This is a genomic window from Amycolatopsis sp. NPDC004368, from assembly GCF_053602515.1.
Map to the genome: position 1 here is coordinate 1 of NZ_JBSGDT010000024.1, position 16,778 is coordinate 16,778.

The 16,778-nt window shown below is 71.3% G+C and carries 17 protein-coding genes; 11 read left to right on the forward strand and 6 right to left on the reverse strand.

Features of this window, described 5'->3' with window-relative positions; genetic code table 11:
- Positions 1-102: 102 nt before the first annotated feature.
- From ACWEOE_RS28350 to ACWEOE_RS28360, 3 genes are all read right to left on the reverse strand, one after another.
- Positions 103-816 carry a TetR/AcrR family transcriptional regulator gene (locus ACWEOE_RS28350; protein WP_452014374.1) on the reverse strand — a complete coding sequence of 238 codons (714 nt, stop codon included), beginning with the start codon at positions 814-816 and terminating at the stop codon, positions 103-105.
- 104 nt (positions 817-920) lie between these two features.
- Positions 921-1,061 carry a hypothetical protein gene (locus ACWEOE_RS28355; RefSeq protein WP_452014376.1) on the reverse strand — a complete coding sequence of 47 codons (141 nt, stop codon included), beginning with the start codon at positions 1,059-1,061 and terminating at the stop codon, positions 921-923.
- Positions 1,062-1,271: 210 nt separating this feature from the next.
- Positions 1,272-1,724, reverse strand: coding sequence for an Lrp/AsnC family transcriptional regulator (locus tag ACWEOE_RS28360; RefSeq protein ID WP_452014378.1), 453 nt, complete (start codon positions 1,722-1,724; stop codon positions 1,272-1,274).
- A 156-nt stretch (positions 1,725-1,880) separates the two neighbouring features.
- On the opposite strand from ACWEOE_RS28360, the gene ACWEOE_RS28365 reads away from it, so the two are divergent.
- Positions 1,881-5,342 (forward strand): indolepyruvate ferredoxin oxidoreductase family protein, encoded by a 3,462-nt coding sequence (locus ACWEOE_RS28365; RefSeq protein WP_452014380.1) that lies wholly within the window; start codon positions 1,881-1,883, stop codon positions 5,340-5,342.
- 60 nt (positions 5,343-5,402) lie between these two features.
- Here the strand turns inward: ACWEOE_RS28365 and ACWEOE_RS28370 are convergent, their stop codons facing one another.
- Both ACWEOE_RS28370 and ACWEOE_RS28375 read right to left on the reverse strand, forming a co-directional pair.
- Positions 5,403-6,710 (reverse strand): MFS transporter, encoded by a 1,308-nt coding sequence (locus ACWEOE_RS28370; protein ID WP_452014382.1) that lies wholly within the window; start codon positions 6,708-6,710, stop codon positions 5,403-5,405.
- 89 nt (positions 6,711-6,799) lie between these two features.
- Positions 6,800-7,729 carry a dihydrodipicolinate synthase family protein gene (locus ACWEOE_RS28375; RefSeq protein WP_452014384.1) on the reverse strand — a complete coding sequence of 310 codons (930 nt, stop codon included), beginning with the start codon at positions 7,727-7,729 and terminating at the stop codon, positions 6,800-6,802.
- Between the two features lie 88 nt (positions 7,730-7,817).
- On the opposite strand from ACWEOE_RS28375, the gene ACWEOE_RS28380 reads away from it, so the two are divergent.
- The 5 genes from ACWEOE_RS28380 (at position 7,818) to ACWEOE_RS28400 (ending at position 11,375) form a co-directional block, all read left to right on the forward strand.
- Positions 7,818-8,828 carry a LacI family DNA-binding transcriptional regulator gene (locus tag ACWEOE_RS28380; protein WP_452014386.1) on the forward strand — a complete coding sequence of 337 codons (1,011 nt, stop codon included), beginning with the start codon at positions 7,818-7,820 and terminating at the stop codon, positions 8,826-8,828.
- A gap of 115 nt (positions 8,829-8,943) precedes the next feature.
- Positions 8,944-9,636, forward strand: coding sequence for a phosphatase PAP2 family protein (locus tag ACWEOE_RS28385; protein WP_452014388.1), 693 nt, complete (start codon positions 8,944-8,946; stop codon positions 9,634-9,636).
- A 291-nt stretch (positions 9,637-9,927) separates the two neighbouring features.
- Complete coding sequence (locus tag ACWEOE_RS28390) at positions 9,928-10,710, forward strand: nucleotidyltransferase domain-containing protein (protein ID WP_452014390.1); 783 nt, start codon at positions 9,928-9,930, stop codon at positions 10,708-10,710.
- Positions 10,711-10,780: 70 nt separating this feature from the next.
- Positions 10,781-11,125 carry a hypothetical protein gene (locus tag ACWEOE_RS28395; RefSeq protein ID WP_452014392.1) on the forward strand — a complete coding sequence of 115 codons (345 nt, stop codon included), beginning with the start codon at positions 10,781-10,783 and terminating at the stop codon, positions 11,123-11,125.
- 16 nt (positions 11,126-11,141) lie between these two features.
- A complete protein-coding gene (locus ACWEOE_RS28400) occupies positions 11,142-11,375 on the forward strand; it encodes a hypothetical protein (RefSeq protein ID WP_452014394.1) in 234 nt (77 codons plus the stop codon).
- 2 nt (positions 11,376-11,377) lie between these two features.
- On the opposite strand, the gene ACWEOE_RS28405 is transcribed toward ACWEOE_RS28400, so the two are convergent.
- Entirely contained in the window at positions 11,378-11,746 is a 369-nt protein-coding gene (locus ACWEOE_RS28405; protein WP_452014396.1) for a DUF5313 family protein, read from the reverse strand.
- A 137-nt stretch (positions 11,747-11,883) separates the two neighbouring features.
- Between ACWEOE_RS28405 and ACWEOE_RS28410 the strand changes: the two genes are divergently transcribed.
- The 5 genes from ACWEOE_RS28410 to ACWEOE_RS28430 are packed head-to-tail and all read left to right on the forward strand — an operon-like array spanning position 11,884 to position 16,777.
- Positions 11,884-12,807, forward strand: a complete 924-nt coding sequence (locus tag ACWEOE_RS28410; protein ID WP_452014398.1) for an alpha/beta hydrolase family protein — start codon at positions 11,884-11,886, stop codon at positions 12,805-12,807.
- The gene (locus tag ACWEOE_RS28415; protein WP_452014400.1) at positions 12,792-13,580 is read left to right on the forward strand and encodes an ABC transporter ATP-binding protein; all 789 of its coding nucleotides are present in this window, start codon (positions 12,792-12,794) and stop codon (positions 13,578-13,580) included. The genes ACWEOE_RS28410 and ACWEOE_RS28415 overlap by 16 nt, the downstream gene beginning before the upstream one ends.
- Positions 13,555-14,424, forward strand: a complete 870-nt coding sequence (locus ACWEOE_RS28420) for an ABC transporter permease (protein ID WP_452014402.1) — start codon at positions 13,555-13,557, stop codon at positions 14,422-14,424. Before ACWEOE_RS28415 ends, ACWEOE_RS28420 begins: the two co-directional genes overlap by 26 nt.
- Positions 14,425-14,462: 38 nt before the next feature.
- A complete protein-coding gene (locus tag ACWEOE_RS28425) occupies positions 14,463-15,563 on the forward strand; it encodes an ABC transporter substrate-binding protein (RefSeq protein WP_452014404.1) in 1,101 nt (366 codons plus the stop codon).
- A gap of 35 nt (positions 15,564-15,598) precedes the next feature.
- Positions 15,599-16,777 (forward strand): CaiB/BaiF CoA transferase family protein, encoded by a 1,179-nt coding sequence (locus ACWEOE_RS28430; RefSeq protein WP_452014406.1) that lies wholly within the window; start codon positions 15,599-15,601, stop codon positions 16,775-16,777.
- Position 16,778 lies beyond the last annotated feature (1 nt).

A 16,778-nucleotide genomic window follows, 5' to 3' on the forward strand; every position in this document is an offset into this window, starting at 1 on the left:
AGCAACGGCTCGACCACCTGCCACTGCTCGTCAGTCAACTCATGCCTACGCACCACAACCCAAGATCAAAGCAGGTCGCACCGCCCACTTTGAGGACAGGCCCTAGCGGGCGCTCCGGAACGGCAGAGACCTGTACCAGATCTGGCCGATGATCGAGCCCACTTCCTGGATGCGCTCCGGCCTCGGGGTCACCGGCAGCAGTCCGATGTGGACGTAGGCCATCTGCTCGATCAGCGACCCCAGTGCCTCGGCGTGGAGCTCGTAGTCGGTTTCCTCGATGACGCCGCTCTCGTGCAGCCGGCGCAGCCAGCATTCGGTGCGGTGCACGAAGCCCGACCGCACCTGGAGCCACAGGCGCAGGAAACCCTCGTTCTCGCTGGCGGCCGCGGCTTCGCGCATCACGCGCAGGAGGTGGCGGTTGCGGGCGTAGGAGTGCAGGTACGCGATGGTCTGCTCCACGAGGTGGTGCTGCTCGTCCCCGGAGCGCGGGGCGGTGGCCGAGGCCGCCGCGAGTTCTTCCAGGGCCGGCTGCAGCGCGGCCAGGAAGATGTCGTCCAGGCTGGTGAAGTGGCGGTAGAAGTTGCCCTGCGCGGTGTCGGCGCGGTTGGTGATGTCCGAGACGCGCGTGCGGGTGTAGCCGTACTCCGAGAAGCACGCCGTGGCCGCCTGCACGAGCTTGTCCCGGGTCTGGGCGCCGCGCTTGTTCGGCCGTTTGTCGACGGCGTCGGGTTGCAGCGCGGCGATCAGCTCGCGCACGCGCACGCGCGCGGCCTCCGCCCGGTCCTCGCCGGTCGTCTCCTGCGCTGTCCTGCTCATGCTCTGCTCACCCAACCGGTCATTCGCGTCCGCCGAACCTACCGTGCACCAGCGCCAGCAGTTCGGGCAGCGCGCCGTCGGCGCCGGTGTGCGCCGCCGCCCATTCAGCGCGCCTCGGTGTCGCCGTCGCCCTGCCAGTCGGCCAGCGAAGCGCCGAACGCCTCCGGTGCCTCGGTGAGCGCCCTTGACCGAAGCGCACGCCATTCGCGCCAATCGTCCGCCGTCAGCACCCGGATGTCGGTCACGACGCCCACGATCGCGCCCGGGGCCGCCGCTCGGCAAGGAAATTCCGCCCGTCGACGGTGTCGGCCAGGAACGGTTCTTGCCCGTTCCTCTCGATCACCGGCCCGTGGTCTTCACCTTTTCCGGCGGCCGGCGCAGAGTTCCGTCAAGTGCGCCGCTTGATCGACTTCCCGCCAGCTGACTGTATAACGCCCTATACCGCGCCCCACGGCTCAGCGGACCTCGGAGGCGGCCTCGGGGGCGCTGCCGAGCGTGATGAACGTCTTCGTGCCCACCACGCCGCCCGACACGCGGATCGCGTCGATGACCTGCCGCAGGTGGGTCACGTCCTTCGCGCGGATGTGGCACAGCGCGTCCGGGTCGCCGGCGATGAGGTACACCGCCTGCACCTCGGGCAGGTCGCGCGCGAGCCGTTCGATGTCCGGCGGCCGGGTGCGGCCGGTGTAGCGCAGCTCGGTGAACGCCTCGATGTTCCAGCCCAGCTTCGTGTAGTCGATCTGCGCGGTGAAGCCGGTGATGACGCCGGCGGCCTGCAGCCGGTCGACGCGGCGCTTCACCGCGGGCAGCGAGAGCCCGACTTGTGCCGCCATGTCCGCGTACGACCGGCGCCCGTCGAGGCGCAGGAACTCGACGAGGCGCAGGTCGATGTCGTCGACGCCCGCCATGTCGCCTCCAGGCAAGAATTTAAGGTCGATACCAGGTCCACGTTACATAGTTGCGTCATCGTGGCCAGGCCGCGTACCGATCTTGCGCCGTGAGAGGCTGAGGTTTCTCCTGTGTCCCGCCCCACCCGGTCTCCCGCCCTCGAGAGGAGCGCTCACGTGCTCACCGATCCGGTTTCGCTGGACGACAAGTACGTCGCCGACCACGGGCGAGCGCTGATCTCGGGCGTCCAGGCGCTCGTGCGGCTGACGCTCGAGCAGCGCCGCCTCGACGAGGCCCGTGGCCTCGACACGCGCGTGTTCGTCTCCGGCTACCAGGGCTCCCCGCTCGGCGGGCTCGACCAGGAGCTGGCGCGCGCGAAGAAGTACCTCGACCCGGCCGGGGTCGTGTTCAAGCCGGGTGTCAACGAGGAGCTGGCCGCGACCGCGGTCGCCGGCACGCAGCTGCTCGGCAACGTCCCCGGCCGCCGCCACGCCGGCGTCACCGGCTTCTGGTACGGGAAGAACCCGGGTCTCGACCGCGCGGCCGACGCGATCCGCCACGGCACGCTGGCGGGCACGGCCTCGCTCGGCGGCGCGGTGGCGTGGATCGGCGACGACCCGGCGTGCAAGTCCTCGACCGTGCCCAGCTCGTGCGAGCCGATGGCGCAGAGCCTGGCGATGCCGCTGCTCGCGCCGGGCAGCGTCGCCGAGATCATCGAGTTCGGCCTGCACGCGGTCGCGCTCTCGCGCGCGAGCGGGCTGTGGACCGGGCTGAAGATCGTCGCGGACATCGCCGATGCCTCGGCCACCGTCGACATGGACGCGCTGACCCACGGCATCCCGATGCCGCCGGAGACCATCCGGCCCACCGGGCGCGCGCTGGTCGGCGCGCCGGCGCTCGACGCCGAGCACGACATGTACACCCGCCGCCTCGACCTGGCCCGCGCGTACGCCCGCGCAACCGGCCTCAACCGCGTCACGTTCTCCGCCCGCGCGGCCAAGCTCGGCGTGCTCGCGTCAGGTACCGGCTACGCCGTCCTGCTGCGCGCGCTGCAGGACCTGGGTCTCGACGAAGCCGCGATGGAGGCCGCCGGCCTGCGCCTGATCCGCCTGGCCATGCCCTACCCGGTCGACGCCGACGCGCTGGCCGAGCTCAGCGAGGGCCTCGACGAGGTGCTCGTGGTCGAGGACAAGGTGCCGTTCCTCGAAGGCCACCTCAAGGAAGCCCTCTACCGCCGCCCGGGCGCGCCGAACGTCGTCGGCCGCTTCGCCGAGAACGGCCGGCCGCTGCTCACCGGCCGGGGCCAGCTCGTGGCCGAGGACGTGGCGAATGCGCTGGTCGCGCGCATCGAGACCGTCGTCGGCCCGGATCGGCTGCCCCGCTCGGCGGCCACGCACCTCGCGGCGATCACCCCGCCGCGCCCGCCGCGCATCGCGCTGCCGACGGCGACCGCGCCGCGCACCCCGTTCTTCTGCTCGGGCTGCCCGCACAACGTCTCCACGCGCACGGCCGACGGCACGCTCGTCGGCGTCGGCATCGGCTGCCACGCCATGGTCGCGATCGACGGCGCGGGCCGCGGCGACCAGATCGGCATCACGCAGATGGGCGGCGAGGGAGCGCAGTGGCTCGGTCTCGCGCCGTTCACCGACGACCGGCACTTCGTGCAGAACCTGGGCGACGGCACGTTCCACCACTCCGGCTCGCTCGCGATCCGCGCCGCCGTGGCCGGCGGCGTGACCATGACGTACAAGCTGCTCTACAACGACGCCGTGGCGATGACCGGCGGCCAGCGCGCCGAGGGCCGTCTCGACGTCCCGTCGATCACGCGCCTGCTGGCCGTGGAGGGCGTGCGGCGGATCGTGATCACCACCGAGAGCACCGCCGACTACCGCGGGATCACGCTCGATCCGATCGCGTCGGTGCGCCACCGCGACGACTTCGCCGACGTTGAGGCCGAACTCGCGGCCACCGAGGGCGTCACCGTGCTGATCCACGACGATCGGTGCGCGGCCGAGGAACGCCGGCTGCGCAAGCGCGGTCAGCTGCCGACGCCGGCCGAGCGCGTGGTGGTCAACGAGCGCGTGTGCGAGGGCTGCGGCGACTGCGGTGACGTGTCCACCTGCCTGTCGGTGCGGCCGGTCGAGACGGAGTTCGGCGCCAAGACGCGCATCCACCAGTCGTCGTGCAACAGCGACTTCACCTGCCTCAAGGGCGACTGCCCGTCGTTCCTGCTCGTGACGCCGGGCACGAAGAAGCCGCGCCGCGACGTACCGGAACTGCCGGTGGCACTGGCGGAACCGGCCGCACGGCTGTCCGAAGTGGACACTGTACTGATGCGGATGCCCGGCATCGGCGGCACGGGCGTGGTCACGATCTCCGCGGTGCTGCAGATGGCCGCGCACCTCGACGGCCGCTTCGCCGCGGGCCTGGAGCAGACCGGTCTCGCGCAGAAGGGCGGCCCGGTCGTCTCCGACATCCGGATCTCGAAGACGCCGGTCACCGGCTCGCTGCGCGCCTCGCGGGCGACCGCCGACGTGCTCGTGGGCTTCGACCTGCTGGGCGCGGCCGACGCGGCCAACCTCGCCACCGCGCGGGCGGACCACACCGTCGCCGTGATCAACACGGCGCTCGTGCCCACGGCCGCGATGGTCACCCACCGCGTGGTGCTGCCCGGCTCACCCGACGACGCGCTGGAGAAGATCGCCGCCGCGACCCGCGACCTCGTCGCCCTCGACGCGATCGAGCTGGCCGAGGCACTCTTCGGCGACCACATGCCGGCCAACATGCTGCTCATCGGCGCCGCCTACCAGCACGGCGTGGTGCCGATCTCGGCCGACGCGATCGAGGCCGCGATCCGCCTCAACGGCACCGCCGTGGACAAGACACTCGCGGCGTTCCGCTGGGGCCGCGCCGCGGTCGTCGACCCGGCCGCGGTGCGTGCCGCCGCCATCGCACCGCCCGTCGCCGCGGTCGCGGTGGACGCCGTGGCCGCGACCATCGCCGCCGGCGACCTCGAGCAGGTGCTGTCGCCGCGCGTCGCGGACCTGATCGGCTTCCAGGACGAGACCCTGGCGCGGCGCTACGCCGCGCAGGTCCGCTCTCTTGCCGCCGAGGCCACCGAACGCACCGACGCCGACACCGGCGCCCGCATCGCTGCCGCCTACGCGCGTGGCCTGCACAAGCTGTTGGCCTACAAGGACGAGTACGAGGTCGCCCGCCTGCACCTCGACCCGGTCGAAAAGGCCCGCCGCGAAGCCGAATTCGGCGCCGACGCGGATGTCGCCGTGCTGCTGCACCCGCCCGTGCTGCGTGCGATGGGCATGAAGCGCAAGATCCGCCTGCGCGGCCGCACGGCCACGGTGGCCTTCCGCGCCCTGCGGGGGGCCCGCCGGGTGCGGGGCACGCGGGCGGATGTGTTCGGCTACGCGCGGGTGCGCCGCGTCGAGCGTGCGCTGCCGGGGGAGTACCAGCACTTCGTGGAGCGCGGCCTCGCCCACCTCACGCCGAAGACCGCCGAGGCGTTCGTGGAGCTCGCCGCACTGCCCGATGTGGTGCGGGGCTACGAGGACATCAAGCTGGCGAACGTGGAGACGTTCCGCACCCGCGCGGCGGAACTGCTGGCGACGATCACGGCCTGAGGGTTCCGGGGCTCGGGTCGATCGTGGACTCGAGCCCCGCCGCCGTTCGCTTGCCGCCCCTCACTCCAACGCCACGATGTCCCGCCCCGTGCGGTCCGGCGCGATCGCCGAGAACACGATTCCCGCCAACGGCCCCAGAATCCCCAGCGCCAACGCCAGCGGAATCCCGCCACCCGCCAATGTCAGCGCGAACAGCGGATACACCCCGGCCCCCAGCCCGCGGCCGACGTAGTAGCTGCTGTTCGCGCCCGTCGAGCGGATGCGGGTCGGGTAGTACTCCGACATCCACACACCCAGCACGCCGAACCCGCCGCACGCCGCGGCCGACCACATCAGTGCCCAGAAGGTCGTGGAGCTCCAGAAAGACGCGCCGACGTGGTCGGTGCCCGAGAGCACCTGCGCCAGGAACCACGCGAAGCCCACGACGCCGAACACACACGCGGCCAGGAACGCGTACTTGCGCCGGATCGCGTCGGACAGCACCCCGGTCACCGAGTAGGCGGCGATGGTGAACACGTAGCCGATCAGCACGATCCCGCTCGCCGTGCCCAGCGGCAGGTGCTGCACCTTGAGCAGGTACGTCGACAAATACACACCGACGGAGTTGGTCGTGAGGAACATGGCCGTCGACAGCACCATGAAGATCACGCTGCCGTACACCACCTTCGAGCGGAACACGTCCAGCAGCGGCACCCGCGTGCGGCGCAATTCCGGTGGCACGGTGCCCTCGCGCAGCCGGCGCTGGTACTCCAGCCAGTGGCGCGACTCAGGCAGCAGCCGGAAGGCCGCGAGCCCGATCACCACGCTCACCGCGCCGATCACGACATAACCGGTGCGCCAGCCGAGATCCTTGCCGAACCAGGTGAGGCAGGCGTAGAGCACGCCGACGGTGAGGATCTCGCCGAGGAAGTACATCGACTGGATCAGCCCGCCCATGCTGCCGCGGCGGGTGGTTTTCCAGCACTCGGTGAACATCGAGAACGACAGGCCGAACAGCCCGCCCATGCCGAGCCCGGCCAGCAGCCGGGTGACGAGGAACGTGCCGAAGTTCGGCGCCAGTCCGCCGAGCACGGCGGCGACGCCGAACGCGAGCACGGAGATCGCGTACGTGCGCCGCCGCCCGAGCGTGTCGCCGAGCCAGCCGAACAGGAACCCGCCGGCGATCGAGGCGAAGCCCTGGAACGTCGCCACGCTGACCAGCGCCACCGTGGACACGTGCAGGGAACCGGACAGGTAGGTGAGCGGATAACCGACGAGGTTGATCTCGGCGCCGTCGAACAGCGAGCCGAGGAACGCGAACACGAGGATGAACCGCAGCTCGCGGCGGCTCCCGGTGCGCGGTGCTGCCTCTGCTGACACAGCGGTCATTGGTGTGCCTTCCGAAGCGGAGCGAAACGGTGGGGGAGGGGAGCTTGGGTTGGGGAGGGAGATGGAGTGAGAGTGGGAGGGGAGGGAACTCAGAGCACCTTGCCGAGACCGGCGTGGGCGAGGGCGGCGGCGACCTCGTCGTCGGCTTCCGGCGCCAGCGGCAGCAGGGGCGAACGCACGTAGGCGTTGGGGATCACGCCGCGCTGCACCAGGCCCAGCTTGAGCGCGACGCTGCCTTCCATGTGCGAACCGCGGTGGTACACGGCCTTGGTCAGCGGCAGCAGCCGGTCGTGCACGGCGCGGGCGGCGGCGTAGTCACGGCGCTTGCCGGCCTGCAGCAGCTCCCACATGCCCTCGGGCGCGAGCGCGCCGTAGCCGACGAGCGCGCCGTCGACGTCGAACATGGTGTGCAGCAGGTACTCGTCGTGGCAGGTGAGGATCTGCAGGTCCGGGAACTCCTTGCGCAGCACCGGGACCTCGGTGTCCCAGCGGCGCATGTTGCGCACACCGTTCTTGATCGCGAACACCGAGTCGAGCTCGGCGATCTTGAGCTGCTCGGTGAGGTCGTAGCTGGCTTTGGTCACGTCGGGGTACTGGAACAGGATCTGCGGCAGGCCCGAGATCTCGCCGACGATGCGGTAGCGGTCGGCCGCGGCACCGGGCTGGAACCCGAAGCGCAGCCAGCTGTGCGCGGGGTAGAGCAGCACGCCCGCCGCGCCGGCCTCGCCGTAGCGCTTGGCCTCTTCGCCCGCGACGCGGCTGCCGTCGCTGATCACGCCGGTGATGATGGGCTGCTTGCCCTCCACGGCGTCGACCAGGGTTTTCACCACGGCACCGCGCTCGGCCTCGGTCATGCTCGCGCCCTCGCCGGCGTGGCCGTTGCACACGATGCCCTTCACGCCCGGCAGGCCGGCGAGCCAGCGCCCGTGCACCGCCAGGGCCTCGTGGTCGACGTCGCCGCTCTCGGTGAACGGGGTGACGCAGGCCGGGACGAGGCCGCGCAGATCCAGAGACTTCATGACACTCCCTTGGCTCAGGCTGTGCAATCGATGAGGGAATCGGTTGCACAACGGTAGGCTGCGGGTTGTACGAGAGTCAAGGAGCGGCATGAGTGAAGGAACACCGGACGGGGTCCGCCCGACGATCAGCGACGTCGCCTCGGCGGCCGGTGTCAGCAAGTCGACGGTGTCGCGCGCGCTCAACCCCGAGCACCGGTTCTTCCGCAGCCCCTCGGCCGCGCGGATCCGCGAGATCGCCGAAGGCGTGGGATACGAGCCGAACCCGGTCGCGGCCAACCTGCGGCGGCGGCAGACCAACACGTTCGGCGTGCTCGTGCCCCGGCTCACCGACACGGTGATGGCGATGTTCTACGAGGAGGTCGCCTCGGTGTGCACGCGCCGCGGCTACCACGCGCTGGTCGCGACCTCGCACGACGAGCCGGAGCTCGAACGCGAGAACGGCCGGATGCTGCTCGGCCGACGCGTCGACGGGCTGATCCTCACCACCGCGCGCACCGAGGGTGGGTTCTGCCAGGAACTGCTGGACCGCGGGGTTCCGCATGTGCTCGCGATGCGCACGTTCGGCGACAGCGCCGCGGCGGTGGGCGACGATCGGCTGGGTGGCTACCTCGCCACCCGGCACCTGTTCGACCTCGGGCACCGCCGCATCGCGCTGGTCGCGGGCCCGGCCTACGCGTCGAGCGCGCTCGGGCGCCGGGCCGGGTACGAGGACGCGCTGCGTGAGGCCGGCCTGCCCGCGGTCGTGCTGCCCTCCACGTTCAGCATGGAAAGCGGCGAGGACGCGGGCCGGGCGCTGCTCGCCCTGGACCCGCGCCCGACGGCCGTCTTCGCGGTGAACGACAACACCGCCGTCGGCCTGCTCTCGGCCGTGCAGCGTGCCGGGGTGCGGGTGCCGGACGAGCTGTCCGTGGTGGGGTACAACGACATTCCGCTCGCCGCGCGCCTGCCGGTGCCGCTCACCACGATCCGCGTGCCGTTCTCGGAGATCGCCGGCGCGGCCGTCGACCTGCTGATCGACGCGGGTGCCGGGGTGCCGGCGACCACGCGCCGGTTCGCGCCGACGTTGATCCCGCGGGGGACCACGCTGCGCGTGGGGTGAGCCGGGTCCCGTCCGTCCACAGGGGGCTCGATCGTGCGGAACCGGTGCGGGGTTGTTGCAGAGCCATGACACGACGAGGGCCCGCAGCGGACGAAGCGCGGGCAGTCTCGACAGGGTGAACAACCGAGTGCTGAGCATCGCCTGGCGGCTGACGGCCGCCGCTCTGCTGGTCGTCGCCGTCGGGCTGACGTACGTGCTGCTGGTCCGCACGGAGTCCGGTCAGGAAGCCGACCAGCGGATCCTGGAGACGTTCGACCCGTCGTTCACCCGTGCGTCGGGCGAGGTGCCGCTGCCGCTGGAGGTCCCGGTGCCGGCGCTGTTCGCCCTCGCGCTCGTGCTGGTCGTGGTGATCGGCCTGGCGCGCCGCGCGCACCGGCGCACGGCGGCGGCCGTCGGGCTGATGGTGGTGGTCGCGGGTTTCGCGCAGCTGCTCAAGGCCGCGCTGGAGCGGCCGAACCTCGCCGAGCGCATCCATTCCACCAGCAACAGCTTCCCGAGCGGACACGTGACGGTGGCCGCGATGAGCGTGTTCGCGCTGCTGCTCGTGCTGCCCCGTGCGGCGCGGTTCGTGGCGGCGCCGCTCGGGCTGTCCTGGATCGTCGCGGTGGGGGTGTCGACGCTGACCGTGGGCTGGCACCGCCCCAGCGACTGCCTCGGTGGGTTCTTCCTGGCCGCCGCCGGCTACGCGCTGGCCTCGGCGTGCGCCCTCGAGCGCCGCCCGCAGCGCCTGCCCGCCGATGCCACGACCGTGGTCCTCACCGCGCCGCCGGGGCACCAGGATCGCGCGCGGTTCTCCGTGCCCGGCTGAGGAACCGGCGCGCGGTGGTGACGATCGGGCCGCGACGGAGAACGCGAATCGTGAAAACAAATCGGCCGCACCCTCGAAGGCGGGGACAGCGAGCCCTCTCCGGACACGAGAGGTTCGTGATGGATGAGGTGACCGTGCGGGATTCGGGCCAGGTGTAACTGATCGGCATCGGTGAGGGCGACGCTCGCGGGCCGCACCCATCGAGGCACTGCACGAACGCCGAGTACCTAATTGCGTGGCCGGTGGGAGCGGGTTCGTGCTACGACTTTCGTTCCCGCCGAAAGGACGCTCATGCCCGTTTCCGCGCCGCACCTCGAATTCCTCGACTCCGTGCTCCCGGAGATCCGCCGTGACGCGCGGGTGGCCGGGGTGGCCGTCACGGGTTCGATCGCCCACGGTGAGCCCGACGAATACTCCGATGTGGACATCGTCGTGGCCGTCGACGACCGCGCGTTCGATGCGGTGACGGCCGAGCGGTTCGCGTTGATCGGCTCGTGGGTCGAGCTCCTCGCGGCCTTCACCGGTGAGCACGTCGGCGAACCGAGGCTGATCATCACCCTCACCGGGCCGCCACTGCTGCACGTGGACTTCAAGTTCGTGCGCCTGAGCGACTTCGGCGAGCGCACGAGCGACCCGAAGATCCTGTGGGAACGCGACGGCGCGCTGACCGCGGCCCTCGCCGCGCGACCCGCCGAGCGGGTACCGCTGGACGAGCAGTGGCTCGAGGACCGCTTCTGGGTCTGGGTCCACTACGCGGCCACCAAACTCGGGCGCGGTGAGCTGTACGACGTGCTCGGGTTCCTGGCGTTCCTGCGCGAAACCGTGCTGGGGCCGCTCATCGCCGCCCGCCGCGGCTTCTCGCCCCGCGGGGTGCGGCGCCTGGAGTTCCTCGCATCGGAGGAAGCCCGCGCGCTGCGGGCGACCGTGTGCGGTTACGACGCCGAGCAGGCCGGTGCCGCGGTGCTGGCGAGCGTGCAGCTGTACCGGCGCTGGCGCGGCGACGTCGAGCGGCGGCAGCGGGCGGAGGAGGCCGCGGTGGGGTATCTCGCCGAGGTGCTGGCGGCCGGCAGGTAGCGGACAACCTCGGGAGGGCTCCCGCGCGCCGCGGTTACCGATCCGGCGATCCGGCGGAAGGAGTGGCGGGGTGCGGGTCGCGCGGTGGGTGATGGCGGTGCAGGCCGTGGCGTCGGCCGGGATCTGGGTGGTGCAGCTGCTCACGGTGCGGGCGCGGCTCGACCACGGCCAGGACGTGCCGGGGGCGGGGTGGCTCGTCCTGGTGCTGAACCCGGTGATCGCGGTGCTCGTCGGGGTCGCCGCCGTGTTCCTGCCGCGGGAGTGGGCCGTCACGCTGGCGGTGGCCATGGAAGTGGTCGGCGTGGTGTGCGCGCTGATCAGCGTCATCACCGGCTACGACCAGGCCGTGGTGGCGATCTGGCTGGCCATCGATGTGATCACGCTGGTCGTGCGCCGGCGGCCGGCTGTCGTCTGAGGGGGAGGAGCCCGCCGTGTCCCGTCTGCGTCCGGTTGCCGTGGCCGTCGCTGTCGTGCTGTTCGCTGCCGGCTGTGCGGGTCCGCCGCCGGAGCAGTGCGACGAATTCCTGTGCGAGACCGTCGGTTACAGGCCGAGCACCGGGACCCAGATCGAGAACGGGTTCGTGGCCGTGCTCGGTGCCTTCGGCGTGGTGCCCATCGTGCCCCGCAGCGCCAACGGGCCGGCGCGCCGCACCGTCGGCGAATAGCGTCACGGCCAGGTGGCCGCGCCGCCGCGGCGGCCGCGCACGGCCTTGCCCGTGCCCGGGGGGTAGCCGTGCCTGGCGAGGCGGACTTCGGCCAGCTCGTCGGCGCTGCCGAGGGTGAGGAAGAGACCCAGGACGAGCGCCATGAGCAGGCCGAGCGCCACCAGGCCGGCCGGCAGGGGCGTCAGGAAGACCAGCAGCAGGAACCCGGCGACGAGCCACGGCAGCGCCTCGACCACCACGCGGAACGCGAACCGCAGCACCCACGTCGGCGCGGTCGCGTCGTGCAGGACCCAGGGGCGGTAGCGGTCGGGCAGCCGGGCGCCGTAGACGTAGCGCAGCCACCGGATCGGACCTGGTCGTGGGCTGACCATGACCCCAGTGTGCGCCGGTCGGCGCGGGGAAGCACCCGGCCACGCAGGGTGTTCGTCCGCCGGCACTTCCGCTACGAAGCTTGTCACGCCCGCTAACTAGCATTACGTTACTAACAAATCGCTAGTTAGGAGCCAGTGTGGGCTGCAACGAGCACCCGGACCCCCGGTGGGTCCGGCCGGGACCGCACCGCGTGGTCACGGGCGAAGTCGACGAGTGGGCGACCGCGGACGGGCAGCGGGTCGCCGTTTTCGAGCGGAAACCAGATCATTCCGGGGAAAAGCCGGTGATCGTCCTGTGCCACGGGCTGGGCGGGAGCCACCGCGGCTACGCGGGCCTGGGTCACCACCTCGCCTCGCACGGGTACGAGGTGTTGCACCCGCAGTTCCGCGACGCCTTCGAGATCGCGGGAACGGAGCTCGGGCTGTCCGGTGTGGACGAACAGTCCTGGGTCGCCGATCCCGTGGCGAGACAACGGATGCACGCCCTGCTGTTCGATCCGGAACACTGGCTGTCGCGAGTGGACCGGGTGCATGCGGTGCTCGACGCACTCGCGGACAGGACCGACCGCGTGCTCGTCGCGGGACACTCGTTCGGCGCCTACACCGCGCAGCTGCTGCTGGGCACGCGGCTGACCGGGCACGAAAGCCTCGCACACCCCGCCGTGGCGGGCGGAATCCTGTTGTCACCGCAGGGAAGTGGCGACCGCGGGCTGACGCCGGACTCGTGGCGCGAGGTCGAGCTGCCCCTGCTGGTCGTCACCGGGACCCGCGACTTCGGCGCCGGCGGTGAGGGTGTCGAGTGGCGCCGCGAGCCCTACGACCGGGCGCGGTCACGCTCCAAGCACCTCGCCGTGGTCCACGACGGCGACCACCAGCTCGGCGGAATTCCCGGCCACGGCACCGAAAACAGCCCGGTCGCCGCCGCGATCGCCGCGGTCGCCACGGCGTTCGCCGACCGGGTGCGCGGCGACGAGGTCGCGGGTGAATGGCTCGCGACCGGTCCGTTCCCGAAGATCCTCGCGCACACCCACCAGGAGGAGGCCGCATGTCCGACGTCGTGATCAGCGCGACGGCCGTGGAGCGGACGTTCGTTTCCCGTGGCCACGCGGTCCACGCGCTGGGCCCGGTCGACCTGACCGTCGAAAGAGGACAGTTCGTCGCCATCGTCGGCCCGTCCGGCTGCGGGAAGTCGACGCTGCTGCGCATCGTCGCAGGGCTGGCCGCGCCCTCGGCCGGCGAGATCGTGATCGACCGCGCCGACACGGACTCGCCGCTGTGCTCGATGGTCTTCCAGGACTACGGCATCTTCCCCTGGAAGACCGTGCTCGCCAACGTGCGCCTGCCGCTCGACATCGCGGGCGTCGCGCGGCCCCGGGCCAATGAGGTGGCGCGCGACTGGATCGATCGCGCGGGCGTGGCCGGCTTCGAGTCCGCCTACCCGGCCACGCTGTCCGGCGGCATGCGCCAGCGGGTGGCGCTGGCGCGGGCGTTCGTGGCCAACCCCGAGATCCTGCTGATGGACGAGCCGTTCGCCGCGCTCGACGCGCAGCTGCGCCTGGTTCTGCAGCAGGAGCTGCTGCGGGTGTGGGAGGCGCACCGGCGCACGATCCTGTTCGTCACGCACGCCATCGACGAGGCCCTGCTGCTGGCGGACCGCGTCGTCGTGATGTCGTCGCGGCCGGGCCGCGTCCTCGACGACATCGAGGTGCCGTTCGCCCGGCCGCGCACGCGCGCCGCGCGCTCGGAAGCGGAGTTCGGCGCCCTCGAAGACCACATCTGGCGACTCCTGAAAGGCGAGGTGGAAGAACGTGAGCACGCTCATGACGTCGCGTGACCGGCTGCCCGGTCGCGAGCTCGTGCGGCGCACCCCCGGCGCCGCCGAGCTGGCACCGCAGCGCCACGCCCGGCGCCGCCGCGCGCTCACCCTCACCCTGGCCTGGGCCACGCCGATCGTCATCGTCGTGGTGTGGGAGCTGACCGCCCGCCTCGGCGTCCTCGACACGCGCTTCTTCCCGGCCCCCAGCGTGATCTGGCAGGCGGGCGTGAAGTCCTTCGAGGACGGCACGATGACCGACGCCACGCTCGACACCGTCCGCAAGCTGCTGATCGGCTACGGCACCGGCGTCGTCGCAGGTGTGGCACTGGGTGTCCTCCTGGGACTGTCGTGGCTCGTCCGGGCCGCGCTGGAACACACGCTCGTCGCGCTGTACACGCTGCCGAAACTCGCGCTGTTCCCGGTGTTCCTGCTCGTGTTCGGCCTCGGGTCGCTGCCGCAGATCGTGCTGGTCGGCGTGTCGGTGTTCTTCATCGTCGTGCTCGCGTCCACCACCGCCGTGCTCTCGGTCGAGCAGGGCTACCGCGACGCCGCCGCCGTGCTCGGCGCGAAACGCACGCAGCTGCTGCGCCACGTGATCCTCCCCGCCGCGCTGCCCGCCATCGCGACGTCCATCCGGCTCACCGCCGGCATCGCGATCCTCGTGATCGTCGGCATCGAGATGGTGTCGGGCGACAGCGGCCTCGGGTACCTGATCTTCCAGCGTTCCCAGGTGTTCGACCCCGCCACGATGTACGCGGGTGTGATCATCGCCGGCGTGATCGGCGTGGCCTTCACCGGTCTCGTCACCCTCGCGCTCAAGTTCGCCGTCCCCCAGCAGCGGCCGCGCCTGCGCCGGTCCTGAGTCCCACCCCGTCTCCCCACCCCTTCCTCAGGAGAGCCATGTCCAGAACCACCCGGGTCCTCTGCGCCACCGCCGTCACGGCGGGCCTGGTGTTCGCGAGCGCGTGTGCCCCGTCCGCCCAGCAGAACCAGGCCACCGACGCCAAGCAGGTGTCCGTGCTGCCGGCCGGCCTGAGCCTCGCCGCCGGAAAGACCGGCACACCCGCGCCCAAACCGTTGGGACAGAAGGCCTCGCTCAAGGTCGGCATCCCGTCCAAACTGGAGCTCGAAGCGCCGGCGCTGCTCGCGCAGACCTACGGCGAGTTCGCCAAGGAGAACCTCGACGTCACGTTCGTCACCGACACCGTGCCGAACCTGCTGACCCTGCTGGGCCAGGACAAGATCGACCTCGTCTACGCGGGCGCGCAGGCGCTGGTGTTCAACGCGCTGCGCCACGGCGTCCCGATCCGCTGGGTCTCCGGCGTCGCCTCGTCGTCTCCGGACAGCGGGGTGTACATGAGCACGAAGTACGGCAGCAAGGCAGCCGACTTCAACCCGGCTTCGTTGAAGGGCAAGAACATCGGCGTCAACCCGGGTGGTCTGGCGGCGCCGTCGGAGTACGGGCTCTACGAGCTCATCACCAAGGGCGGCCTCAAACCGAGCGACGTGCGGATGACGCCGTTCAGCGACATCTCGGCGATGGTGCAGGCGCTGAACAACGGCTCGATCGACGGTGCCACCGTCGGCCCGCCGTTCACCGCGGGCATCCAGCCGGGCGTGGCGTTCAACGCCGAGGGCGGCTACCCGGACACGATGCAGATCGCCGGGTACTTCTCGACCACCGATCTGCTCTCCGCGCACCGCGACGCCGGTGTCGCCTTCTTCCGGGCCGTGGAGCGGACCGTGAACACCCACCTGAGCGGCGACTACCACCAGGACGACGAAGTGATGTCCAAGATGGCTCAGCAGCTGGGCACGACGGTCGAGAAGCTGCGGGTGGCGCCGTCGGTGCCGTTCGACTTCAACGTGCCCGCCGAGTCGGTGGCGAGCCTGCAGAAGATGTACCAGTCCGTGCCCAACACGCTGCAGGTGGACTCGCCCGTGAAACCCGAAGAGCTGATCGACCTGTCGCTCGTGATCGACGCGGCACAGGGCAAGTGAAGCAACTCGCGAACAGTACGGAGGACAACCACACGATGAGCGACGCGCTGGCCGGTGTCCGGGTCCTCGACGCCGCGACCGTCCTCGCCGGACCGGTCTCGGCGACGATCCTGGGCGACTTCGGCGCCGAGGTGGTCAAGATCGAAGACCCGAAGGTGGGCGACTTCACCCGCTCCGGCGGGAGGTCCCCGGGCTGGTTGCAGGAGGGGCGCAACAAGAAGTCCGTGGCGCTCGATCTGCGCACGCCCGAGGGCCAGGCCGTGTTCCACCGGCTGGTGCCGCACTTCGACGTGGTGGTCACGAACTTCCGCCCACCCACGCTCGAGCGCTACCGCATGCTGCCCGAGCACCTGCAGCCCCTCAACCCGAGCGCGATCCTGTTGTACCTCACGGGGTTCGGGCTCACGGGGCCCTACCGCGACCGTGGCGCGTTCGACCGGATCGCGAGTGCCTACAGCGGACTGACCTACGCCACGGGTGAACCCGAGCGCCCGCCCGTGCGCAGCGGGTACTCCGTGATCGACTACATGAGTGCCTACCTCGCGGCGTTCTCCGTGGTGTCCGCGCTGTACCACCGCGATCTCGGCTCGGGCTCGGGACAGGTCATCGACCTGGCGCTGTACGAGGCGGCGCTGCGCTCCAGTGAGGACTCGGTGACCGCGTACGGCCTCGACCGCCAGGTGCGCGAACGGCTGGGCAACAAGAACCCGGCCATCGTTCCGGCGTCGGACTTCGTGACGTCCGACGACCGGCGCGTGTCCCTGCACGCGGGCACCGACTCGCTGTTCCGGCGGTTGTCGGTGGTGATGGGGCGCCCGGAGCTGGCCGACGACCCGCGGTTCGCCGACCGGCCGGCGCGGATCCGCCACCAGGACGAGCTCTACCCGCTCATCGGCGCGTGGGTCGCGCGCCTGAGCGCCGACGAGGTGGTGAAACTGCTGAGCGACGCCGACATCCCGGCGTCGCCGATCATGAGCGTGGCGGACCTGATGAACGATCCGCACTGCCGGGCCCGCGGATCCGTCGTCACGGTCGAGGACGAGGAGTTCGGTGAGGTCCCCATGGTCGCGCCACTGCCGCACCTGAGCGCGACGCCCGGCAGCGTGCGCTGGGCCGGGACCACGCTGGGCGCGCACACCGACGAGGTGCTGGGCGAGCTGCTGGGGCTGTCCGGCGCGGAGCTCGCCGCGTTGCGGGACAACGGTGTGGTGTGAG